The sequence below is a fragment of the Anabaenopsis sp. FSS-46 genome (assembly GCF_029891665.1).
Lineage (GTDB): Bacteria > Cyanobacteriota > Cyanobacteriia > Cyanobacteriales > Nostocaceae > Anabaenopsis > Anabaenopsis arnoldii.
The window spans coordinates 1-24,045 of sequence record NZ_JANQDG010000148.1 but is presented as its reverse complement, the minus strand read 5'-3'; the positions used below and the strand labels follow the sequence as shown (position 1 = coordinate 24,045).

20 protein-coding genes, 1 tRNA gene and 1 pseudogene are annotated in these 24,045 nt (G+C 40.3%); 13 read left to right on the top strand and 9 right to left on the bottom strand.

Annotated elements, in window-relative coordinates; translation table 11 throughout:
- Window positions 1-2: 2 nt before the first annotated feature.
- Window positions 3-452 carry a YlqD family protein gene (locus NWP21_RS17775; protein WP_280793694.1) on the top strand — a complete coding sequence of 150 codons (450 nt, stop codon included), beginning with the start codon at window positions 3-5 and terminating at the stop codon, window positions 450-452.
- A 57-nt stretch (window positions 453-509) separates the two neighbouring features.
- On the opposite strand, the gene NWP21_RS17770 is transcribed toward NWP21_RS17775, so the two are convergent.
- Entirely contained in the window at window positions 510-1,040 is a 531-nt protein-coding gene (locus tag NWP21_RS17770) for a hypothetical protein (RefSeq protein WP_280793693.1), read from the bottom strand.
- Between the two features lie 344 nt (window positions 1,041-1,384).
- Between NWP21_RS17770 and NWP21_RS17765 the strand changes: the two genes are divergently transcribed.
- A complete protein-coding gene (locus NWP21_RS17765; protein ID WP_280793692.1) occupies window positions 1,385-2,671 on the top strand; it encodes a dihydrolipoamide acetyltransferase family protein in 1,287 nt (428 codons plus the stop codon).
- Between the two features lie 29 nt (window positions 2,672-2,700).
- Here NWP21_RS17765 and NWP21_RS17760 read toward each other — a convergent pair whose 3' ends face one another.
- Window positions 2,701-3,999: a transposase gene (locus NWP21_RS17760; RefSeq protein WP_280793691.1), complete on the bottom strand. Its 1,299-nt coding sequence runs from the start codon at window positions 3,997-3,999 to the stop codon at window positions 2,701-2,703.
- A 55-nt stretch (window positions 4,000-4,054) separates the two neighbouring features.
- Between NWP21_RS17760 and NWP21_RS17755 the strand changes: the two genes are divergently transcribed.
- Window positions 4,055-4,201, top strand: a complete 147-nt coding sequence (locus NWP21_RS17755) for a hypothetical protein (protein ID WP_271730913.1) — start codon at window positions 4,055-4,057, stop codon at window positions 4,199-4,201.
- A gap of 74 nt (window positions 4,202-4,275) precedes the next feature.
- Here NWP21_RS17755 and NWP21_RS17750 read toward each other — a convergent pair whose 3' ends face one another.
- A complete protein-coding gene (locus tag NWP21_RS17750) occupies window positions 4,276-4,395 on the bottom strand; it encodes a helix-turn-helix domain-containing protein (RefSeq protein ID WP_271730911.1) in 120 nt (39 codons plus the stop codon).
- A gap of 203 nt (window positions 4,396-4,598) precedes the next feature.
- Here NWP21_RS17750 and NWP21_RS17745 point away from each other — a divergent pair, with 203 nt between their 5' ends.
- From NWP21_RS17745 to NWP21_RS17720, 6 genes are all read left to right on the top strand, one after another.
- A complete protein-coding gene (locus NWP21_RS17745) occupies window positions 4,599-5,351 on the top strand; it encodes an HAD family phosphatase (RefSeq protein WP_280793690.1) in 753 nt (250 codons plus the stop codon).
- Between the two features lie 42 nt (window positions 5,352-5,393).
- A tRNA-Ala gene (locus NWP21_RS17740) sits at window positions 5,394-5,466 on the top strand.
- Between the two features lie 454 nt (window positions 5,467-5,920).
- Entirely contained in the window at window positions 5,921-7,477 is a 1,557-nt protein-coding gene (locus tag NWP21_RS17735) for an N-6 DNA methylase (protein ID WP_280793688.1), read from the top strand.
- A 29-nt stretch (window positions 7,478-7,506) separates the two neighbouring features.
- A complete protein-coding gene (locus tag NWP21_RS17730) occupies window positions 7,507-8,787 on the top strand; it encodes a restriction endonuclease subunit S (RefSeq protein WP_280793687.1) in 1,281 nt (426 codons plus the stop codon).
- Window positions 8,784-9,830 carry a PDDEXK nuclease domain-containing protein gene (locus tag NWP21_RS17725; protein ID WP_280793686.1) on the top strand — a complete coding sequence of 349 codons (1,047 nt, stop codon included), beginning with the start codon at window positions 8,784-8,786 and terminating at the stop codon, window positions 9,828-9,830. The genes NWP21_RS17730 and NWP21_RS17725 overlap by 4 nt, the downstream gene beginning before the upstream one ends.
- Window positions 9,827-12,310 carry a type I restriction endonuclease subunit R gene (locus tag NWP21_RS17720; RefSeq protein WP_280793685.1) on the top strand — a complete coding sequence of 828 codons (2,484 nt, stop codon included), beginning with the start codon at window positions 9,827-9,829 and terminating at the stop codon, window positions 12,308-12,310. Before NWP21_RS17725 ends, NWP21_RS17720 begins: the two co-directional genes overlap by 4 nt.
- A gap of 166 nt (window positions 12,311-12,476) precedes the next feature.
- Here the strand turns inward: NWP21_RS17720 and NWP21_RS17715 are convergent, their stop codons facing one another.
- From NWP21_RS17715 to NWP21_RS17705, 3 genes and pseudogenes are all read right to left on the bottom strand, one after another.
- Window positions 12,477-12,632 carry a hypothetical protein gene (locus NWP21_RS17715; protein WP_280793684.1) on the bottom strand — a complete coding sequence of 52 codons (156 nt, stop codon included), beginning with the start codon at window positions 12,630-12,632 and terminating at the stop codon, window positions 12,477-12,479.
- Window positions 12,633-13,474: 842 nt separating this feature from the next.
- Window positions 13,475-13,810 carry a XisI protein gene (locus NWP21_RS17710; RefSeq protein WP_271733403.1) on the bottom strand — a complete coding sequence of 112 codons (336 nt, stop codon included), beginning with the start codon at window positions 13,808-13,810 and terminating at the stop codon, window positions 13,475-13,477.
- A 24-nt stretch (window positions 13,811-13,834) separates the two neighbouring features.
- A pseudogene (locus tag NWP21_RS17705) lies at window positions 13,835-13,975 on the bottom strand (N-6 DNA methylase); the annotation flags it as partial.
- A gap of 237 nt (window positions 13,976-14,212) precedes the next feature.
- Here NWP21_RS17705 and NWP21_RS17700 point away from each other — a divergent pair.
- Window positions 14,213-15,121: a peptidoglycan recognition family protein gene (locus NWP21_RS17700; RefSeq protein ID WP_280793683.1), complete on the top strand. Its 909-nt coding sequence runs from the start codon at window positions 14,213-14,215 to the stop codon at window positions 15,119-15,121.
- Window positions 15,122-15,398: 277 nt separating this feature from the next.
- Here NWP21_RS17700 and NWP21_RS17695 read toward each other — a convergent pair whose 3' ends face one another.
- Window positions 15,399-16,166: a lipase family protein gene (locus NWP21_RS17695; protein ID WP_280793682.1), complete on the bottom strand. Its 768-nt coding sequence runs from the start codon at window positions 16,164-16,166 to the stop codon at window positions 15,399-15,401.
- Between the two features lie 691 nt (window positions 16,167-16,857).
- On the opposite strand from NWP21_RS17695, the gene NWP21_RS17690 reads away from it, so the two are divergent.
- Window positions 16,858-18,867 carry a DUF262 domain-containing protein gene (locus NWP21_RS17690; protein ID WP_280793681.1) on the top strand — a complete coding sequence of 670 codons (2,010 nt, stop codon included), beginning with the start codon at window positions 16,858-16,860 and terminating at the stop codon, window positions 18,865-18,867.
- A gap of 193 nt (window positions 18,868-19,060) precedes the next feature.
- Here NWP21_RS17690 and ribBA read toward each other — a convergent pair whose 3' ends face one another.
- Window positions 19,061-20,836, bottom strand: coding sequence for a bifunctional 3,4-dihydroxy-2-butanone-4-phosphate synthase/GTP cyclohydrolase II (gene ribBA, locus NWP21_RS17685; protein ID WP_280793680.1), 1,776 nt, complete (start codon window positions 20,834-20,836; stop codon window positions 19,061-19,063).
- A gap of 351 nt (window positions 20,837-21,187) precedes the next feature.
- On the opposite strand from ribBA, the gene argC reads away from it, so the two are divergent.
- Window positions 21,188-22,246, top strand: coding sequence for an N-acetyl-gamma-glutamyl-phosphate reductase (gene argC, locus NWP21_RS17680; RefSeq protein ID WP_280793679.1), 1,059 nt, complete (start codon window positions 21,188-21,190; stop codon window positions 22,244-22,246).
- 32 nt (window positions 22,247-22,278) lie between these two features.
- Here argC and eno read toward each other — a convergent pair whose 3' ends face one another.
- A complete protein-coding gene (eno, locus tag NWP21_RS17675) occupies window positions 22,279-23,568 on the bottom strand; it encodes a phosphopyruvate hydratase (protein WP_280793678.1) in 1,290 nt (429 codons plus the stop codon).
- A 226-nt stretch (window positions 23,569-23,794) separates the two neighbouring features.
- Here eno and NWP21_RS17670 point away from each other — a divergent pair, with 226 nt between their 5' ends.
- Window positions 23,795-24,040, top strand: coding sequence for a hypothetical protein (locus NWP21_RS17670; protein WP_280793677.1), 246 nt, complete (start codon window positions 23,795-23,797; stop codon window positions 24,038-24,040).
- The last annotated feature ends 5 nt before the right edge of the window (window positions 24,041-24,045 follow it).

The following is a 24,045-nucleotide window of genomic DNA, read 5'->3' as shown; positions in this document are numbered from 1 at the left end:
TTATGGATGTCTCCAACCCCAATTTGTTACTCAAGCGCGTTGTCAATGTCAAAGCCATTGTTACCCCCCTATGGAAGGAGGAAGTACAACAGCAACTACAACAACAGATTAATCAAAGTGACCAGCAACTGCAACAGATTGATCTAGAAGGACAAAGAGCCCTTGTGTCCATTCAAAAGCAGGCTATACAGCCCCCTAGTCCCCAAACCCTTCAACAAATCGATAATATTCACAGCCAAGTCAATCAAAAGAAAACTGAACTCCTGGAGCAGAAAAATCAACTGCTACAAAACCTCCAGCAATTACAATTTCTGGAGTTGGAGCAAGAAGTGAATCAATTCCAAATGGAAGGCTTTTTCCGTGTTGAACAGGGTGATAACTTAATTCGTAAAATGCAGGTAGAAATCCTGCTGCGCGATGGCGTTATCCAAGAGATTCGCGGCGACATTTAACAGTCCCGCTGGTAATTCCCCACTTATCTTATGTTAGGTGGGGTTGACAGTCCCCGGTCAAAATTCACAACTTTGAGCTAACTTTTGTTTATTGCTACTTTCAGGGCTGCATTCTATTTTTGACCCCGCCCAGACAACTTGCCAAATCGGGGGAGAGCTGCTTAACAGCGATCGCCCAAAGGTGGTCATTTCCACTCGATAATTAATCCTGTCAGTCGTATAATTATTTGAATCTATGTGCGTAATTTCCACTAAGGCTTGTCTGGGTTGGGGATAAAAGACTGCTACTTCCTGCTTACCTCTAGCTAATGATTTACCCTCTAAAACATTTAAGGCTAAACTCACAGGATCACTACCTTGAAGAATGGCATTCACATTTTCTAGTGGTATGCTTTGATATTGATAACGCCCTGGATATAATGAGACATCCTCAGTATGTTGCACATTGGCAACTTCCTGTTGTATAACGGGTCTATTGTCTCCCAATGTTGGCGATTGTGGTTCCTCGGTCATATCCATCCCGGCGCAAGCAGTAGCCAAGATATTTACTAACAAAACTAAAACAACATTCCACTTGTTAAACAACATAAAAGTAAACAAGAAATTGAACTTAACCACTTACATTGAAGAGGTCAGAGTGAGTGAGAATGTTAAATTATAACATTCATCATCAAAGTATTCACGTATAGAAGACTTGGGCTGATGATTGAAACATGGGCAAAAATTTATAGTTGTTACATACCATAGACTCTAATCTGATCATCAGGTTCCTGGATGAATTGGTAAATAAGTACCACAATGAGGAAACTAGCCCACCTATCTCTTACCAGGGAAAAGAAAAAATCTCCACGGTAAAACTCAACCAGCCAAGATACAATTTAATCTGGCAAAAGCTGCTAAAGTCCATAAACCATCGATTCTGATACCACCATATGAGCATTCACGAAGTATTCATGCCAGCCCTGAGTTCCACCATGACTGAAGGTAAAATCGTTTCCTGGGTGAAATCGCCGGGGGATAAGGTGGAAAAAGGGGAAACCGTGGTGGTGGTCGAGTCAGATAAGGCAGATATGGATGTGGAAACATTCTATGAAGGATACCTAGCCCACATCATCGTACCAGCTGGTGAAAGCGCACCGGTAGGATCTGCGATCGCCTACATAGCAGAAACAGAAGCCGAAATCGCCACCGCCAAAACCTTGGCTAACTCAGGCTCAGTTACCGCTACCCCCACACCAGAACCAGTTGCGACTACAGCCCCTGTTGGTATATCTTCTGCCCTAGCTACTCAAAATGGCTCTAACCACCGCGAAGGAAGAGTCGTAGTTTCACCCCGCGCCCGTAAATTAGCTAAAGAACTTAAGGTTGATTTGACTACCCTCAAAGGTAGCGGTCCCTACGGTCGCATCGTCGCCGAGGATGTACAATCATCTGTCAATCAAGGTAAACCACCAGCGCCCACACCCACCCCAGCACCTACCTTCACCCCGTCACCAGCGCCTACCTTCACCCCGTCACCAGGCCCGTCCCCGGCCCCCATGGTTCCTGGTCAAACAGTACCTTTAACTACCTTCCAAAATGCTGTAGTTAGGAACATGGTAGCCAGTGTGACTGTACCAGTTTTCCGTGTGGGTTACACCATTACCACCGATGGCTTAGATCAACTTTACAAACAAATTAAATCCAAGGGCGTTACCATGACAGCCCTACTGGCTAAAGCGGTAGCGGTAACATTACAAAAACATCCCTTATTAAATGCCAGCTATTCAGACCAAGGAATTGTTTATCATTCTGGTATTAACATTTCTGTAGCCGTGGCTATGGATGATGGAGGATTAATCACACCAGTTTTGCAAAATGCAGACATGGTAGATATTTATTCCCTTTCCCGCTCCTGGAAATCTTTAGTAGAACGTGCGAGAGCTAAACAACTACAACCCGAAGAATACAACAGTGGGACATTTACCCTCTCTAACTTAGGGATGTTTGGGGTAGACACTTTTGATGCGATCTTACCACCCGGACAAGGTTCTATCTTAGCCATTGGTGCATCCCGTCCCCAAATGGTAGCTTTAGGGGATGGTTCCTTTGCTGTGCGTCAACAAATGCAAGTTAATATTACCTGTGACCACCGGATTATTTACGGTGCTCATGCTGCGGCCTTTTTACAGGATTTGGCTAAATTAATTTCCACTAATCCCCAGTCTCTGACTATTTGACCTCTCCCCGCCATAAATGGACGGGGATTCTAAACTGTTGCTACGGGAAGGGCTAAAGCCGCTTCCCTCCGCTTTTTAGTTTTGGTTTCCCAGATGCGATATCTGGTAGCGAGGGTCAAAACTCGCCTACAGACCTTGACCAGATTTAAATCTAGTTGTGTCTCTACTTTGCGAAGAATATTCGCAGCACCATTCAAATCAGCGTTGATTAATTTACCTGCACCAGTGCAGTAGATTCCACGTTTTACTCGTTTTCCACTTGGTATCCACCCTTCAGGTTTTGCGCCGAAAATAGGTAGAAAGTCACCATCTAAAAAACTAGCTTTACTGGTGTAGGACTCTTCAGTTTCAACAAATTTGATGCTGTAGTATTCGCACAGTTGTTTAACTCGTTCCTTCAATTTAGCTGTTGGTATTTGTACAAAAGATTGAGTTGTTTTACCCAACTTTGCTTCTTGTCTCTGTCCTTGATTCCACCCAAAAACAACTGTACCAATTTTGTATTTAATGCAGTAGTCAACAACTAATCTAGCTGCTTTATTTACAGCATCTCTCACTTGTCGGTTACGCTTTTCTGTGATGTGGGCTAGTTGTTCATCCCAGTATCCTTGTGGTTTACCTTCTTTTAAGAACGCAACACGCTTGTTGTACAATTGGTTAAGAGATTTAATTTTGCGTCCATCAACAATAAAACTAGTTCCAACATTAGAAACACAGCTTAACCAGTTGTTAATGCCAGGGTCAATTGCTAGAGCATACTGAGGATTAAAATTAATTTTTGGTGATGACTTTTGCTCATAGACAAATTCGGCATAAAAGCATCGGTTTCTTGGTAGTATTCTTAATTCCTTAATATCTGTAAACTTTAGGTTTGAAGGCATTGGCAGCAAGAAACTATCAAGTTTAAACCAACATTTAACAGTATTACCCAGCGGTATTTTTATATGATCACCAACAAGTTTTAATGCTTGCTTTGGGTAGGTCACAAGTGAATACCCTGCACCCTTACGATATTTCGGTAGCTTGGGCTTAAAATGCAATTCACCTTTGCTGTACTTCTTATCTAATTCCTTAAAAGACTTGAATGATTCTGCTACAGACCTCAAAATTTGTTGTGCTGCTTGAGAGTGCAAAACTTGATAATGTTTATTCGTCTTATATTCTTTCTCTAAATCGTACTTACCAATCAACTTCCTAGTTTTGAAATATAACTGACGAGCGTAGTAGATACCACAATTTGTCAGTTTATGGGACTCTGAGCAAATAAACTCAAGGACTGCTCTAAGTTCATTATCTGGGTTAACTAAGTTTTGCTGACATCCATACATTGTTTTCACCTCCTTGATATTTACTAACATTAAATACTAACAATGTATGTCAATTATGAAGAGAAAAACATTAACAATACGTCTATCTGAGCGGAGAAGAAATAAACTTTATTTATATGCTGCTCAAAAGGATAAAACTATCACTGCTTTAATTGAAGATTGGATTGATAGCCTAAAACTCGAAGGGGACACAGCAGGCTGAAGCCTACCAAGTCGCGTTTCATCCCCTGTCTAAAGCACGAAGTACGCAACTGCGTTGCTGCTTCTCAGGGGCTTTCACGCTCCCGCCAAGTTCCGGTAAACCCGTCGATGGGTTTCTAACCATTCTTCAAATATTGCTATTTGTTGTTGAGTTGGTTTGAGCTTAAATTCGTAAGTCAGATTAAACACTTGCATCACCTCGTAGTAAAATTATACATTAAAGCTAATATTTTTACAGACGATTTTTAGGAATGCGACCCAAGTCCCTAGCGCACTACACCCCCATAGTTAGAAACCAGGGGCACTGTGCGCGTTTTTTGGTATGGCTACCAAAAAACGCGCACAATAGATAATAATAATTGGCAGGACTTTGCATCTCCAGGGCTTGGCATAACAAGATGAGTTTAAAGGCAGTTTTATTTGATTTTAAGAGTGTGATTATTAATCATGAGCAGATTCACTCACAATTAATAGATGAAATTCTCATCCAAGAAAATCTCCAACCCCAGAAGCTGGGTGAATACCAGGCTTTATACCGCAGGAGCGATCGCACTTATTTACAAGAGTTGCTCAGTTCTCGTGGTAGGGTGGTTAGTGAGGAGTATCTCAACAAACTTCTACACCAGAAAGCCCAAGCCTATGTCCAGCAACTGGAAAACATCCCCGAACTGCCTTTATATCCAGGTGTGCTAGATTTTATTAACCAGGTGCGATCGCTCAATATTTCCCCTGATGATTGCCAAACTGTCAAGCTCGCCTTAATCAGTGGTGCAGTTCGCCAGGAAATAGAACTAGTATTAGAACGCGCTTTGCTGTCGGAGTATTTCTCTGTCATGATCGCCGATGATGACCTGAGCGCCACCCAGTCTCAACCCGATGCTTATCTGCTGGCTGTGGAACGTCTCAATCAATTATACCCTGATTTCCATCTCCAACCCGCTGAATGTCTAGCAGTTGAAGGTACCCCGGTGGGTGTCGCAGCGGCTAAACAAGCCCACATACAAGTACTTGGGGTGGCTCACAGCTACCCATTCCATATGCTCCAGCGTCGCTGTAACTGGACTGTGGATTATTTGTATGACTTAGAATTAGAACGAGTCCAGGAAGTTTTTTTACAAAAAGATATCAAACTTACCGCCCCTGGGTGCTAAAATATGATATATATGTGAGGGTTTTTTACTCTCCACTCCCTTGGGGAATTAGCTCAGTTGGTAGAGTGCTGCGATCGCACCGCAGAGGTCAGGGGTTCGAGTCTCCTATTCTCCATTAATGTACATTCTCAAATTAAATGTCGCTTTTCGCTTAATGTCGCGGTGTTTTTTTTCAGAGTCAATTTAATTATTCTCAGTTTTCGCTTAATGTCCCATGAACTTAAGATTGACTATGGATCTAATTTTGTCATCTACCTTTAGATAGATATTTTTTGAAGAAATAAACCACTGTGCCACTTGTGTAAATCTTGTGGGGGTAATAGTTGCTCTTTGTACTCTTTAAATGTATGATAGAATACAAGATTTTTGAATGTTAAAAAAGAGGTGATAAAAAATAGCCCACTTGATCCTAAATATGTGAGTGCTTATAAGTGCTTATAAGAATTGTGGTGTTGCTCGTGATAACCAGCAGAGGTGGGAACTAGCACTGATTGATGATAGCAAGGGCCTGATCAAGACTGAAAATTAATGAGATATTTGTAAAATATAAATCCTATTGCAAAACCTAAATGTTTGAGCAAACTTTTAAAAATATTGATGATGTTCTCTGGAAAGAGGCCGGGTGTACTACAGAGTTAGATTACACCGAACAAACTTCATGGTTATTGTTTTTGAAGTATTTGGATGATTTAGAACAGGAACGATTTGACAAAGCGGAATTAAGTGGCGAATCCTATACATTTATTATTGATCAACAATATCGTTGGTCAGTTTGGGCTGCACCAAAAGATGAAAAGGGTAAATTAGACCAAGACCACACCTTAACTGGGGATGATTTGATTGATTATGTCAATCGTGAATTATTTCCCTATCTGCAAAGTTTTAAAGAACGGGCTACCAGTGCGGATACAATTGAATATAAGATCGGGGAAATTTTTGGCGAGATAAAAAATAAGTTTCAGAGTGGTTATGGTTTGCGGGATGCGTTGGAATATATTGATGAATTAAGATTTAGATCCCAGCAGGAAAAACACGAGTTATCCCATCTCTATGAAGCGAAAATCAAGAATATGGGGAATGCGGGGCGGAATGGTGGAGAATATTATACACCACGTCCTTTAATTCGGGCAATGATTCAGGTGACAAAGCCAAAAATCGGGGAAAAAATTTATGATGGTGCTTGTGGTTCTGCGGGTTTTTTATGTGAAAGTTATGATTATTTAAGACAGGATAACTTAACAACTAAACAACTGGAAATACTGCAAAAAAATACTTTTACAGGGAAAGAAAAGAAAAGTTTAGCTTATGTTATTGGCATCATGAATATGATTTTACATGGGATTGATGCCCCGAATATTATTCATACTAATACTTTGACAGAAAATCTCAGCGATGTTCAAGATAAAGATCGTTTTGATGTGATTTTAGCTAATCCTCCTTTTGGGGGGAAAGAACGGAAGGAAGTACAGAATAATTTTAATATTAAAACTACAGAAACGGCGTTTTTATTTTTGCAGCATTTTATCAAAATGTTGAAGGTTGGTGGTAGGGCGGCGGTAGTGATTAAAAATACCTTTCTTTCTAATTCTGATAATGCTTCCCGTGCTTTGCGTCAAGAGCTTTTGAGTAGTTGTAATTTACATACTATTTTAGATTGTCCTGGGGGGACTTTTATCGGTGCAGGGGTGAAAACTGTAGTTTTATTTTTTGAGAAGGTTCCCTTCGACTTCGCTCAGGGAACGCCTTTAGACGCGATTCAGACTACACCAATTTTTAATCAAGGTAAGTCTATAAATGAACAAATGGCGACTAAAAAGATTTGGTATTATCAATTAGATCCGGGGCGAAATTTGGGGAAAACAAATCCTTTAAATGATGATGATTTACGGGAGTTTGTGGAGTTACAAGCTAGTTTTGCAGAGTCGGAAAGGTCTTGGTTAGTGGATGTTGCTGATATTGATCAGGAGACGTTTGATTTATCGGTGAAGAATCCGACGAAGGGGGAGGAAGTGAGGTTAAGAGAACCGCAGGATATTTTAGAGGAAATTGCAGTTTTGGATCAGGAAAGTGCGGAGATTTTAGAGGTTATTGGGGGGATCGTGGTTTCGACTTCGCTCAATCAGTAATATAGAAAGTATTAAAAGATAAGGTGATTATGGAAAATAGGCAATTACCAGAAGGATGGGAAATGAAAAAACTTTATGAATTATGTGAAATATATCGTGGTGGTTCACCAAGGCCAATTAAGGATTTTTTAACTAATGAACCAAATGGAATAAATTGGATTAAAATAAGTGATGCTTCGGTTAGTTCTAAATATATTTATGAGACTAAAGAGAAAATTAAACAAGATGGCGTAAAATACTCAAGATTAGTAAATGAAGGAGATTTTATTCTCTCAAATTCTATGAGTTTTGGTCGTCCATATATTATGCGTACATCAGGTTGTATTCATGACGGATGGCTGGTATTGAAAGATAAATCTGGACTCTTTGATCAGAATTATCTTTACTATTTTCTTGGCTCAAATACAACTTATCAACAGTTTGATAAACTTGCAGCAGGATCTACAGTTCGCAACTTGAATATTGACCTTGTTAAAAGTGTGAAAGTTCTTCTTCCCCCACTTCCAGAACAAAAGAGAATTGTAGCAATATTGGATGAGGCGTTTGAGGGGATTGATAGAGTAATAAGCAACACTGAAAAAAACCTCAGCAATGCACGGGAGCTATTTGAAAGTTATCTAAACTATAAACTATTTGGAGTAGCTTCCAATAAACCAACGCAAACCTTATCATGTATTACCAACCTGATTATTGACTGTGAGCATAAAACTGCACCGACTAAAGAAACAGGAATACCCTCGATCCGCACTCCAAATATAGGTAAGGGTTATCTGATTTTTGATAATGTTAATCGTGTTTCAGAAGAAATTTATGAACTTTGGACAAGACGTGGTAAACCAGAACCAGGAGATTTAATTTTGGCAAGAGAAGCACCCGCAGGAAATGTTGGTGTTATTCCTGAAGGATACAAAGTTTGCTTAGGACAAAGAACTGTACTAATACGACCAAATAAAAAGATTGTAGATTCTGAATACTTAGCTTTCTTATTACTGCATCCACTAATACAGAAACGTCTTTTGGCTAAATCTACAGGTGCAACAGTTCAGCACGTAAATATGAAAGATATTCGTGAACTTGCAATAAGTGAGTTACCACCAATTCAGACACAAAGAGACTGTATACAAGATTTAAAACAGTTAGAGTCACAATCTAATCGCCTTGAAAATATTTACCGTCAAAAAATCGCTGCATTAAAAGAACTCAAACAAAGCATCTTGCAAAAAGCATTTACAGGGGAATTAACGGTTCGACTTCGCTCACCGACCACAGCAGATAATGGGGAAAATGAAAAGGAGGAAATTGCAGCATGAGTGATGATTTAACGCAACCAAACGATCTGTTATTTCAAGAAATCCGGCAACTGATTGACACAGCCAAACAACGCGCCGCCGTTGCCATCAATGCAGAAATAACCCTGTTATATTGGCAAGTTGGTAAACGCATACACACCGAAGTTTTACAAGGTCAACGGGCTGAATATGGCAAACAAATCATTATTTCTTTATCTCAGCAGCTAACTCAAACCTATGGTAAAGGTTGGAGCGAAAAACAATTGCGGCATTGTCTACATTTTGCGGAAACTTTTCCAGATGATCAGATTGTCTCCACACTGCGGAGAGAATTAAGTTGGACACATATCAAAACTTTAATGTATATTGATGATCCCCTAAAACGAGAATTTTATATTGAAATTGCCCAGCTTGAAAGATGGAGCGTCCGCCAACTGCAAGAACGTATTAACTCCATGCTATTCGAGCGCACCGCCCTATCCCGCAAACCTGAAGAAACCATCCGCCATGATTTAGAGCAACTGCGCCAAACTCAACAGATATCACCGGATATTGTACTAAAAGACCCTTATATTTTAGATTTTTTGAATTTACGCGATCGCTATCTAGAAAAAGATTTAGAAGATGCCATACTCAGAGAAATTGAGCAATTTTTACTAGAACTTGGTGTAGGATTTACCTTTGTTGCTCGTCAAAAACGCCTACAAATAGACAACGATGATTTTTATATAGACTTGCTATTTTATAACCGTAAACTTAAACGCCTTGTAGCCATTGACTTGAAACTAGGTAACTTCCAACCTGAATATAAAGGACAAATGGAACTTTATCTGCGCTGGTTGGCTAAATATGATCAAGAACCCGACGAACGGCCACCACTAGGAATTATTTTATGTGCAGGTAAAAAACAAGAGCAAATCGAATTACTAGAACTAGATAAAAGCGGTATTCATGTTGCCGAATATGTCACAGTATTACCACCAAAAGAGTTGTTACAAGCTAAACTACAACAAGCGATCGCTAGTGCCCGTCGCAGATTGCCATATTCTCAAGATTATCCATGATGAACGAAGCCGAAACCCGCGCCGAATTAATTGACCCCGCCCTTACTGCTGCTGGTTGGGGAGTAGTGGAACATAGCCGCATCCGTCGAGAAGTCATCGCCCCTGGTCGCTTAATTGGTAACGGTAAACGGGCTAAAGCAGACATCGCTGATTATGTATTAGTTTATTGTGGTGAAAAACTCGCTGTTATTGAAGCTAAAAAACGCGATTTACCGGATACGGAAGGTTTAGCACAGGCGAAAAAATACGCCGAAAAATTAAAAACGCGCTTTGCATACTCTACCAATGGTGTTGGTATTTACCAAGTAGATATGCACACGGGGAAAGAAGGTTATATCAACAAATATCCCACACCCGATGAACTATGGGAAGCTACTTGGCGGTTGAGCGAAGTCGAAACCAGCGGAGTCGAAACCAGCGAAGTCGAAACCAGCGAAGTCGAAACCAGCGGAGTCGAAACCAGCGGAGTCGAAACCGGCGATTTCCCTTCGACTCCGCTCAGGGAACAAGAACAAGAATGGCGTGATTCTCTTTCAGCGATACTTCGTGAACGCTTTGCAGCTATTCCTTTTGAAGATAAAAGCGGTACATGGGAAGCCCGATACTATCAACATAATGCTATCAAATATGTTTTAGAGGCGATCGCCCAAGGACAAAAGCGAATTTTATTAACAATGGCCACAGGTACAGGTAAAACCTTTATTGCTTTTCAACTGGCCTGGAAACTCTTCCAAAGCCGATGGAACTTGAGCCTTGAACCCAAACGCCGCCCCAGAATACTATTTTTAGCAGATCGTAATATTCTCGCAGACCAAGCCTTTAACTCCTTTTCTGCCTTTCCTGATGATGCTTTAGTTCGCATAGATCCTAAAACCATTAAAAAACGGGAGAGAGTTCCCAAAAATGGGAACATCTTTTTTACAATTTTCCAAACTTTCATGACAGGAAAGGATGAAGAAGGTAAACCCACCCCCAAATTTAATGACTATCCTCCCAACTTTTTCGACTTTATTATTATTGATGAATGTCACCGAGGAGGAGCAAGTGACGAAAGCACCTGGCGAGGAATTTTAGAATACTTTTCCCCTGCGGTACAACTAGGACTAACTGCTACACCCAAACGTCAAAACAATGCTGATACCTACGCTTATTTTGGTGAACCAGTTTATACTTATGCCTTGAAAGATGGTATTAATGATGGGTTTTTAACTCCCTTTAAAGTCAGGGAAATAGAAACTACCTTAGATGAATATATTTACAGTCCTGATGATGATGTCATAGAAGGGGCGATAGATGATGAAAAAACCTATACAGAAAAAGACTTTAATCGCATTATTGAAATTGAAGAACGGGAACGCTACCGAGTGCAAGTGTTCATGGCAGAAATAGATCAAAATCAAAAAACTCTAGTATTTTGTGCTAATCAAGATCATGCCTTAGCAGTAAGAAATTTAATCAATCAAATGAAGATTAGTCATAATCCTAATTATTGCCACCGAGTTACAGCTAATGATGGCAAATTAGGAGAACAACACCTGAAGAATTTTCAAGATAATGAAAAAAATATTCCTACTATTTTAACCACCTCTCAAAAACTTTCCACCGGGGTTGATGCTCGCAATGTGCGGAATATAGTTTTAATGCGTCCTATTAATTCCATGATTGAATTTAAACAAATTATTGGTCGTGGTACTCGGTTATATGATGGTAAGGATTATTTTACTATTTATGATTTTGTCAAAGCTTATGAACATTTTAACGATCCTCAATGGGATGGTGAACCCCAAGAAACTGTAAAAGTTACCAACACAAAAGCACGGGAATTATCACCAAATACAGATAATAATAGCCCAGAACAGAGAACCGAAAAAATAGAAGATACCACACGCAAAATAATTAAAGTTAAATTAGGAGATGGTAAAGAAAGAACTATTCAACATCAAATATCTACCAGCTTTTGGAGTGTAGACGGTAAACCCATAACCGCTGCAGAATTTATAGAAAGGCTATTTGGTGAAATTCCCGAATTGTTTAAAAATGAAAATGAATTAAGAACTATTTGGAGTCGTCCAGATACTAGAAAAGCTCTATTAAAAGAATTATCAGAAAAGGGTTATGATGCAGAACAATTAACAGAAATTAGCAGTTTAATTAATGCTGAAAAAAGTGACTTATATGATGTATTAGCTTATATTGCTTATGCTGCTGTACCTATTAGCCGTCGGGAAAGGGTTCTAGCTCATAAATCCTTAATTTTCTCTAAATATGTGGGTAAACAACAGGAATTTCTTGATTTTGTTTTAGATCAATATATTAAAGATGGGGTAGAAGAACTGGATCGATCTAAGTTACCCCAATTATTAGAGTTAAAATATCATACTATTCATGATGCCACTAAAGAACTAGGTAGCGTTGCTAATATCAAGGCAATATTTATTGAGTTTCAGCAGTATTTGTATTCACAGGATATAGCAGCTTAATTGGGGAAATTGTTAATAATATCTATGAAGCTTTGCGAAGGATCTTGTCAGCTGAGTACCTTGTTAACTTTTCAGTGACCCCACCCTTACCAGGGAAGAGAAAGGTAGGCTTAGGAGGATGTTTGATAAGTCATGATTAGTGTATCAACTATTGTTTGACCCCACCCTAACCCTCCCCTTGTAAGGGGAGGGAATAGGAATAGACAACTTTAACAACATTAGGACTTACACAACTGGCACAGGCGATCGCGCGATCTGCTTGCAGCGGCGCTTGGTTATCGCATCCCGTCAAGATAATCAGATATATGATCTTCGGTGTCACACAGATTCCCGACTTCTGGACTTATATTAGATTAGTCCAATTATGTAAGAAGTCGGGGATCTTACTTATGCAGCTGCGATCGCCTAAGTGCTGTGTCAATGCACTAGTTAATCATGACCGAAGTTCAATCAAAATCCCTGGAATAGTTATTCTGATGTTTTGAACCTCGGTAGCTTGCTGTATAGGGTTTTGAGAGTGTTTGTCAGCCAAAGTCCATAAACAATGATTGTTAACTCTAGTACTGCGAGAATTAACACTCAGTCGGATTTATCCGACTTCAGCTTTTAGACAGGGGTTTCTAACCCCTGGCTCCCTCCCTGCGGTTCTTAACCCCTGGCTCCCGCGTCCGACCCATCAACCATCAACCATCAACAAAACAGCGATGCACTGAGCAGATCCCACCGGTGCTAATGAAAGTACCTGTGGACTTCTTATAGGGGAAGTGTGTAAAATAGGAGGGTCTCCACTCTGCCCTGAATTATGTAGCTCTCGCATGGACTAGATTAGGACGCAAGGATAGGGATGATATTCAGCGCGAATTTGATCCAGCATCAGGAAAGCATAAATTACAACATAGATTTACTGTATCGTGAAAATGTCTAGGTCTTCTAAAAGTAAACTTAATGGATGGCGATCGCTCTCCAGATCCTAAATTGGTTTCTGACTCTTCACCATCTCCCTAAAAGGTGTAAAACACCGATGACACCAACCATCAACCCACAAAGCCGGAACCTCAAACCTAGCCCCACAATTAGGACACTCAGCCAACAAACTTAAACGATATTTGATACACTAATCATGACTTGACAAACATCCTCTCAGAGAAGTCGGGGATCTTAAATTTACCCTACTGCATAATCTGTAAATTGGCGTTTAAATGGGGAATGAAAACCGATAACTATATCTTGTTTGGGAATACCTAATTTTACTAAATCTTCTCCTATTTCGTTTTCTGTACCGTTGTGTTGTACCCAAATTTTACCATCTTTGATATCGAGATGTACAATACAGCCATAAACACGACGTTGATTTTTCCAACCAACATGGACAAGTTGATAATGATGATTTTGGGTATCAGAAATTAGTTGAGTTTCTATTTCTTGATCTTGGCTAGAATAGGCTGCATATTCTTGTAGAAGTTGTTGAATTATTTGTTTATATTTGGTTAGTTTATCCATTCGATTTGATGTCTTATATTTTTATTAGGTACAAGTATTGGAACTGCGATCAGGTTCAATAATATTTACAATCAGCCGCACTAGAGAAGGTGGTGTAAAAAATTCTCCCCCTTCCTGCGCTCTTGTCATGGCGAATTTGTTGAGAAAATATTCATAAATTCGCCCTAAGTTGGTCTGCTGCTTCCCATAAAGAAGATTCTAGTGAACTGATGTTAAGCATAAATGGTGAGTAACCGAGACATCCTCTGAGACTTCTATCTATATTGCCATGATTCTGATCATACTCAGAGGACTGGCTTGATTATTGACTAACTTTGACTTTTAAAACCTCCTCCAAATATGAAATCTACTGTACATTAAGAGATGAAAGATTAAATTGAGTTTTTCATCAATACAATCACAATGAGGTTTAGAGACTGGGCTACGCGAGTATTACTGATTTTCCTGATATTCACTACACTAACTATAGTGTTATCCCTAGGGAGAATTACACAATCAAACAGCAACAAAATCAACTCTAACCCACCCATAGCCGATGTAACTACAGACTGGGGCGAATATCCACAAGCACAATTACAATCCTCAAACACCTTAGCGGAAGAATCACAGGAAAAATTACAGGAAAAATCAACCGTAGATTTACCCCCACCTACTGTCACCAAAAACCAAAATTCTAGTAGATACAGAACTACAGCAGCTTTTACCCAATATAGACCCAACTATGAAATCGCCCCAGTAGACCCCAGCAACTATGGCGATCGCTATTCTCATGATGTTAATGGCGTACCTGTGAACAATCAAGCGCTGATTGTCTTACATGAAACCGGTAATTCTGCTTCTAGTGCGGTTAACTTCTTTCAAAACCCCCATACAGATGAGAATCTACAAGCTAGTTACCACGCTCTAATTAAACGGGATGGGACAATTATTTATTTAGTTCCCCCAAATAAACGAGCTTTTGGCGCGGGTAATTCGGTTTTTGAGAGTCCCAATGGTGCAGAAACCGTAACCACTAACCCTAATTTAGCATCCTCCGTGAATAATTTTGCTTATCATGTTTCTTTAGAAACCCCCCCGGAAGCTTGGGGTAAAAATTCTCTGCGGTCTCATAGTGGTTACACAGAGTTACAATATAATTCTCTGGCCTGGTTAATTGCTCAAAGTCAGGTTCCAGAGTACCGCATCACTACCCATGCTTATGTAGACCGTTCTGGAGAGAGAAGCGACCCTATTAGTTTTGATGGTAATCAATTTTTCCGGTTACTTCATAGCTATCGGGAACTAATTCCCACCTATCAAGCTCAAAATTAAATTTTTGATTGATCATTGAATAAAAAAGGCTATAAAGCCTTGGGTGTGTCTCTAACTAAATTACACACTAATTCGCCCCCTGTTCCCTGAGAGGATGTTTGTCAAGTCATGATTAGTGTATCGAATATTATTTGACCCCACCCTCACCTTTCCCTTTATAAGGGAAAGGTGACTGGATCTGATTGTTTCGGTGTGTTGGGTGTGTTCCCCGTTCCCTGTTCCCTGTTCCCTGTTCCCTTAGATAAAAATTACCTGTTGAAACGTTATCAAACATCGTCTAAAGTAACTTTTCCAACCAGTGAATATAGCTACTAATAGAATGGTCTTTAATCCGAGCAGATAAGAAGTTTAATTTCCATCGAGAACTTAATCTTATTCTTTGCGGAGCATAAAAATAACCTTGCCACCAACGAGGTAGAGAAGGTACGATATCAAGACCGTAGATAAAGTGATGGGTTTGAGGGACACGTTTATCATAGGACTGATAGAACTTCTTATTACCTACTTTCGGTGCGCCAAAGGTATAGACTTCAATACCAGAGAGTATGGAATTAAAATTATATTGCAGATCAAGAGCGCAGATCGTAGCTAAAGCACCGCCTAAACTATGACCAGTGACAGTCAGACGGGAAACCTGATTAGTTTGAATATAGTTATGAAGTTGATATCTTACAGACAAATAAGCATTAGCAAAGCCCCGATGAATTAAAGCCCCAGAGTTTTTACTTGCAGAGTAGGGATAGATTTGTTGATATTCAGCAATAATTCCTTTCTCAATAACCCCTTGAAAAAACTCTTTTCTCTGCTTGCAGAAATTTAAATTGGTTTTCCAATCTAAGCGGGATTCACTGCCACGAAAGACTATAGTAGTCTCATGGGTATCACTTAAAATCGCCACTTGAGTATCAGTCGCCTCTATATTAATGAGATGTGGAGGTGAAGACCAGTTAGTAAAAAAACCCGAATTAGAAATCACCTCGAACTTGTGATAAATTTCTTGAGAAGCGAGTGCCATTTTCATGGCTTTAGAATTATTAATTTCCATAGGTGAGTAGTTACTTGAGCAAAGTTTTCCGCAAGTGTTTAATATCTATTGACCACTTGACTTAATTGGCGTTAGAATATCAACTCTCAAACCCTGATTATGTCAAGTTTTTGTCATCTTATCACCTATTTAGCCCAGAAAATGCCACGTAACAAAATAATTCTCTGGGTTTAGATGGTTGACAAATTACTCATATTATGTATTTAATATATAATATTAAAAATTACTCCCACCATGCGATCGCACAGATCCTACAGGGGAACCAGAATATATAGATAGCGATCGCACAATATACCGGAATAATACCAGCCGCCATAAGTACTAGGGAAATATGGGTATTAATTTATCTCATATATTTTTAGGCTAAATGTAACCAAATAGTGATACTATATGTTTCACATCGTGTATATAGCAATCCTAAATGATTCATGAACAATTTCTGTTCCCTGTTCCCTGTTCGGTGTGTTCCCTTTCCTCACTGATAATTTCTCAACTCAAATAGGATGACTATAGTTACCCAAAATACAGCACTTTTCAAGTAAATAAAGTACACACCTTAATATCATAAATCTTGTGGGGTGGGCATCGGTGCCCGCCCTTCTATACCTTACTCAGATAAAATGCGCTGTATCATCAAATAATTATACATTCTTGTATGCGATTATACCTTATTAGCCAATAATTATCATCAATGCAAGCCTCAGAAACTAAGTTACAACATATCATTGAAGGTACAATACAGTATGTAGTTCCCTTATTTCAACGAGCTTACAGTTGGAAAAAATCTGAATGGCAGGTGTTATGGGATGACATTGCAGAACTCTGCTCATTAGATCATCCTAGACCTCACTTTATGGGTTCTATTGTTACCATGCAAACCGCTTCAGGTCCTGAAGAAGGAGTAAATAAATTTTTACTAATTGATGGACAACAACGCCTAACTACAAGCTTTATTCTCCTCTGTGCTTTGCGAGATAAAGCAAAGCAATCTAGAAATAAGCAACTAGGTGAAGAAATCCATCAAACCATTCTGGTTAATCACTACAAAAAGGGTTCAGATTATTATAAATTAATGCCTACACAACTAGACCGTACAGCATTTTATCGCATCATTAATAATGAATCACCAATTGAAAATAATGTAATTTCGGAATGTTATTTATTTTTTGAAAGAAAAATTAGAAACAGCAAGTTGGAGGTTGAAAAAATCAAAAGAGTTATATGTAACAACCTCTCTGTTGTCAGTGTTAAACTTAGCAATGAAGATGATCCATATTTAGTCTTTGAAAATCTTAATGCTAAGGGAAGACCTCTTACCGAAGCTGACTTAATACGTAATTATTTCTTTATGCGGATTGATGTGGAGACGCAAGAGGAAGTTTATAAAAAATACTGGTCTCCTATGGAAGATATTTTAGGCGAAAATTTGACAGAATTTGTCCGTCATTATCTGACAAAAATTGGTAAGGAAATTAAGCAAAATCAAATTTATTTTGAAATTAAAGACCTTATTAGCAAAGGAGAAGGAGATGCAATTTCACACCTGAAAGACTTATATATTTTTGCTAACTACTATGCAAAACTTTTAAACCCTGAAAGAGAAGAAAACGAAAGTATACGCAAATATCTACATCGTATTAATCGCTTAAAAACACTTACAGTGTACCCTTTCCTGTTAAATTGTTATGATGAGCTATCCCAAGATAGAATTTCGGAAGAAGATTTTGTTGCGATTTTAAAAATAATCGAAAATTTCATATTACGTAGATTTATTTGTAATGTTCCAACTAGAGGTTTAAATAGAGTTTTTGCCTTACTATATTCACAGGTGAGCAAAAATTCTAATTTAGCCGCAGATAGTTTTTTAGTCCGGTTAAAATCAGATTTACAAAGCCATGATTATCCAAAAGATGAGGAATTTAAATCACGACTAATGGATGTGAATTTATATGGTGGTGAAAATCGCTCTGAAAAAGCCAAACTAATTCTTGAATCTGTGGAAGAATATTTTCAACATAAAGAGCAGGTATCTTTTGATAAGCTTTCAATTGAGCACATTATGCCACAAACTTTAAATGATTGGTGGAAAAAACATTTGGGTGAAGATTGGGAGTCAACCCATCAATTACTTATTCATTCTCTAGGAAACTTAACACTTACAGCTTATAATGGTGAGCTTTCTAACGAGGATTTTCCTAATAAGCAAACTCACTTCCAAAAGAGTCATTTAGAATTAAACAAGTATTTTCATAATAAAAAATCTTGGTGCAGAAAAGATATTGAAGCAAGAGGAGAATACCTAGCTGAAATTGCTTTGCAGATATGGAGTTACTTTGGTGATGAGTCAAAACCATCGCCTCAATCTCGGAGTAGTCGTAAATCTCGGAGTAGTCGTACCACTCCTAAGCTGCTTCATATATTTGAACAAGAATATCCTGTAAAAAGTTGGCGGGATGTTTTGGAAATTACATTGAATAAAATTATTGATAGAGAACCTGATAGATTTAGAGATATTATAGAACAATTTCCCCGCTTTGTAGGATGGGATGAAAAAAAATTTCGCGGTTACCGAAAACTTGACAACGGGGCATTTTGTGAGGTTAATTTATCAGCAAACGACATCCGTGCTTTTTGTCAGAAAGCAATAGAAACAGCAGAAATTTCCGAGGAATGGTATTTTTATACAGTCGATGATAAGTAATGTAATATAGCATTTCCCATGCTCGTGAGGTACAAAGTTGTTTGGTTTCAGGGAACAGGGAACAGGGAACAGGGAATAGGGAACAGGGAATAGGGAATAGGGAACAGGGAACAGGTAAGAAGAATTGCCGTGTGTACTGAGTCTTGTTCAAAAATCAAATAGGAGTCCTATACTACTGAAATATTACCGACTTTTAACCATCCCCCCTAGTAAAACTGTAAATTTGCTGAGTTTCTAGGCGATCGCATATTGCCGAAGGTAGGGTATTAAAAGAGAAATTCTGACGGTCTAGCTTAACTTGCAAGTTACTTAAGGGGTCACTACCAGCAGAAATCAAAAATTCTAACTTATTCACGTAGGGTAAAGTAACTAAATTATCCAGGATTTGGAAAATTGCTTGTAAGTAAGGATGGCCATTTTGCCGATACCAATTACTATCAGCCACATTTGCTTGGTCAAAGCCCAAATGTACTGTTAAAGACGACTGAGCAAACAGCGCCAACCCCAGAGGGCGCGCTTCTTCCTGTAATAATAGATGATTTTGTTTAGCTAACAGTCGCAGTTGTTCTAAACGTTCATAGCGTTGAGTGAATAATTGTTGGTCATCTTCCCAACTAATTGCGACTGTGGCCAAGTAAGTCTGTAACAGCATATGACCCAGCTTTTGGGCTTTAGTAGCTAGGTAATAGGAATTATAATCATTAGCCTCAATCAATAACGGTAAGCGGTCAACCACTTGTAACCCATAACCCTTGAGTCCCGCAATTTTCCGGGGATTATTAGTAATCAGGCGAATTTTCTTAATCCCCAAATCCATGAGCATTTGCGCCCCCATTCCATAATCCCGCAAGTCAGCGGGAAAACCCAGACGCTCGTTAGCTTCTACCGTATCCAGACCCATATCCTGTAAAGAATAGGCTTTGAGCTTATTAATTAAACCAATTCCCCGCCCTTCTTGTCGCAGGTAAACTACAACACCTTGACCAGCGGATTCAATCATTTTGAGTGCTGCTTTGAGCTGCATCCGACAGTCACAGCGTAAAGAACCCAAAGCATCACCGGTTAAACATTCCGAGTGCATCCGCACCATCACTGTTGCATCTGGGAAATTAGCCGGGTTACCCTTGACAATGGCCACGTGTTCTGTATTATCCAGAGTATGGCGATAGGCGTAAATATCAAACTGACCGAATTGGCTAGGCAGTTTAGTCACCACCTCACGGTATATTAGGCGATCGTGTTGGAGGCGATAACTAATTAAATCCGCAATACTAATAATTTTGAGATTATGCTTTTGGGCATAATCAATTAACTCCGGTAACCGCGCCATGGAACCGTCAGGGTTTTGAATTTCACAAATTACCCCAGCCGGATATAACCCCGCTAATCGAGATAAATCTACAGCTGCTTCGGTATGTCCCGCCCGTTTGAGTACACCCCCCATTTTGGCACGAATGGGGAAAATATGACCAGGGCGGCGTAAATCTGTAGGTTTTGTGGCTGGGTTGAGGGCCACTTGGATCGTGCGGGCGCGGTCTTCGGCGGAAATTCCGGTAGTAACACCTAGTTCAGGACCCGCATCAATACTAACTGTAAAAGCTGTTTGGTTAGTATCTGTGATGTTGGTTACCATTAAGGGTAAGTCTAATTCGTCCAAGCGATCGCCTGTCATGGCTAGACAAATCAGCCCCCTAGCTTGCACCGCCATAAAATTAATCATATCTGGGGTAGCAAATTGGGCTGCACCAATTAAGTCGCCTTCATTTTCGCGATTTTCGTCATCTACTACCACAATGACACGACCTGCTTTTAAGTCTGCCAAAGCAGCATCAATGGAATCAAATTTAAAGGCTGGAGTTGAAGAGACAGTACTATCAATGTTGTCCCCGGTGGTCGGTACAACCGTGGGGGAGTCGTTCCCATTCAGGGGAGTAGAATCAGTCTTTCGTATAGGCTTAGGCTTTGACACAGAAAATTCCAGCTACCAAAAGTAAATTTTTCTTACAATTTCTTCTTTATAGATTGTAGCTTGTTTATTTGGATTACAACTAAATTGCCAGACTGATCAGCTATTTTAGACTTTTCCGGTAACACTTGGGAAGCGGAATACCGGGTAACTCTACTTAAATAAATATTGATCTGTGGTCTATACAAACTGCCGATCTTTGGAGATAAATGTTGATTTTGTCTAGTAAAAGTGTAAAATCTTGCCACAACCCAGCATTGAGGGTAATTGGTGTATTGTTGTATGCCGTGCATTTTCTAGCTGATATTTCAGAATTAACCACCTTAACTAAAAACCGATGAGGATTTCATAATTATGGGTAATTTTAGACGCGTACCTGTGGGAATTGTTGGCGCGTCAGGTTATGGGGGAGTGCAACTAGTCAGATTACTGATGGAACATCCAGAAGTTGAACTAGTTTATTTAGGGGGTGAAAGTAGTGCTGGTCGGTCTTTTGCAGACCTCTACCCCCATCTGGCTCATCTGGTTAACTTACCAATCGAACCAGTGGAACCAGATGTGATTGCTCACCGGTGTGAGGTAGTATTTCTATCTCTACCCAATGGCCTGGCTTACCAAATTGCACCCCAATTGTGTGCTAAAGGATGTAAGGTACTGGATCTGAGTGCCGATTATCGATTTAGCGATTTAAGAACTTATACTAATTGGTATGGGGGACAGAGAACCGATGACACCATCGCCGCCACCGCAGTATATGGATTACCAGAACTTTACCGCGATCGCATTGCAGAAGCCCAGCTGGTCGGTTGTCCTGGTTGTTACCCCACCGCGAGCCTTTTAGCCCTCTCCCCACTACTTAAACAAGGTCTCATCGTCCCCGAAAGCGCCATTATTGATGCTAAATCTGGCACATCAGGGGGAGGTAGACAGGGGAAAATTAACCTATTATTGGCTGAGGCTGATAACTCCCTGGGGGCTTATGGCGTTGTTAATCACCGCCACACCCCAGAAATTGAGCAGATTTGTAGTGATTTAGCCGGTCACGATGTCAAAGTTCAATTTACCCCCCACCTCATCCCCATGGTGCGGGGAATTTTAGCCACAGTATACGCCACACTCCGGGACCCTGGATTAGTGCGGGATGACCTGATTACCATCTATAAAGCCTTCTATCGTCACGCCCCCTGGGTGAAAGTCTGCGATAATGGTACTTATCCCCAAACTAAATGGGCTTGTGGTAGCAATCTTTGCTATATCGGCGTAGAAGTTGACCCGCGCACTCGCCGAGTGATTGTCATGTCAGCCATTGACAACCTGATTAAAGGACAGGCGGGTCAAGCTATACAGTGTTTAAACTTAATGATGGGTTGGGATGAAACCTTGGGACTGCCCCAATTAGGATTTTATCCCTAATGTGGGACATGGGGAATTTATTTCCCCTCTCCCTACTTCGGCCCTAAACCTACAGTACCCGCATACACAGCGCGATCGCCCAATTCATCCTCAATCCGCAGCAAGCGATTATATTTCGCCACCCGTTCACTGCGACAGAGGGAACCAGTCTTAATTTGACCCGCACGGGTAGCCACAGCTAAATCCGCGATGGTAGTATCTTCAGTTTCCCCAGACCTATGGCTAATTACCGAGCGGAAACCGTTCCGAGTAGCTAAATCAATAGTTTCCAAAGTTTCCGTCAGGGAGCCAATTTGATTGAGTTTAATCAAAATAGAATTACCAGCTGTTAGCTCAATCCCCTTTTGTAAGCGGGTAGCATTGGTAACAAACAAATCATCACCCACCAACTGCACCTGAGAGCCTAACTTTTGGGTGAGTAATTGCCAATTCTGCCAGTCTTCCTCATGTAACCCATCTTCAATGGACACAATAGGATATTCTGCCACTAATTGACCCAGGTAGTCAATAAACTCAGCGGGAGCGTGGGGTTTACCATCATAAACATACTGTCCATTTTTGTAAAACTCACTGGCCGCTACATCCAGGGCCAAAGCTACCTCCTCCCCTGGTTTGTAACCAGCTTGTTTAATCGCCGCTACCAATAATTCTAAAGCCACCTGATTTGACTCTAGGTTAGGAGCAAAACCCCCTTCATCTCCCACACCAGTCAGTAAACCTTTGTCATCTAACACCTTGCTGAGAGTAGCAAACACCTCCGCACCCCAGCGCAAAGCTTCCCGGAAAGAAGACGCACCAATGGGGACAATCATAAACTCTTGAAAATCCACATTATTTGCAGCGTGTGCGCCCCCGTTAATCACATTCATTAAGGGTACAGGTAACAAATTCGCCAACGGTCCGCCTAAGTAGCGATAGAGGGGAATCCCCAAGGCCTCCGCCCCGGCTTTGGCTCCTGCCAAGGAAATGGCTAAAATTGCATTAGCTCCTAAATTGGCTTTGTTAGGGGAACCATCTGTAGCGAGCATCGTCCGATCTAACAGTTCTTGGTTTAGCACATCCAAGCCTAGTAATTTGGGTGCTAATACCTGATTGGCATTTTCTACCGCTTTGAGTACCCCCTTACCACCATAGCGGCTTTTGTCCCCATCCCGCAACTCGTGGGCTTCAAATGTCCCGGTGGAAGCACCACTGGGAACCTGAGCTACCCCCACAGCACCACCAGCTAAATGTACTTCCGCTTCCACTGTCGGCCTCCCCCGGGAATCGAGAATTTCCCGGGCTACAATGGCTTCAATTGCAGTATCAATAAATTTACTCATTCGTGCTTCATCCTTTTTGCTCAGTCTGTGGTCAGGGTTGAACTATTACAGTTTATTCATAACCCAATGGTTAGCATAAGGGGTACTGGGGCAAATTCCACCCAGATTAAACAAGATTTCCAATGTGGGGACTAGGTGGGGCGATCGCTTTGCCCCCATTGTCTGATATGTTACTAAATAGTATCAAGGATATCCTGGAATTTGCCCCTTTCTTATTTTTTCGACTATGCAAGTCAAAAAACAACCTATTTATCAGTTCCTAGAAGGCAGAAATAAAAGTTTTGTCATCCCTGTATATCAAAGAGATTATGCCTGGAAACAGAGCAATTTATATAATATAGCAACCGCCAAGGTAATTAGGACATTCACTATTCCCTATCCCCTATCCCCTATTCCCTATTCCCTACTCACTATTCCCTACTCACTATTCCCTGTTCCCTGTTCCCTGTTCCCTGTTCCCTTAAAACCATAATGATG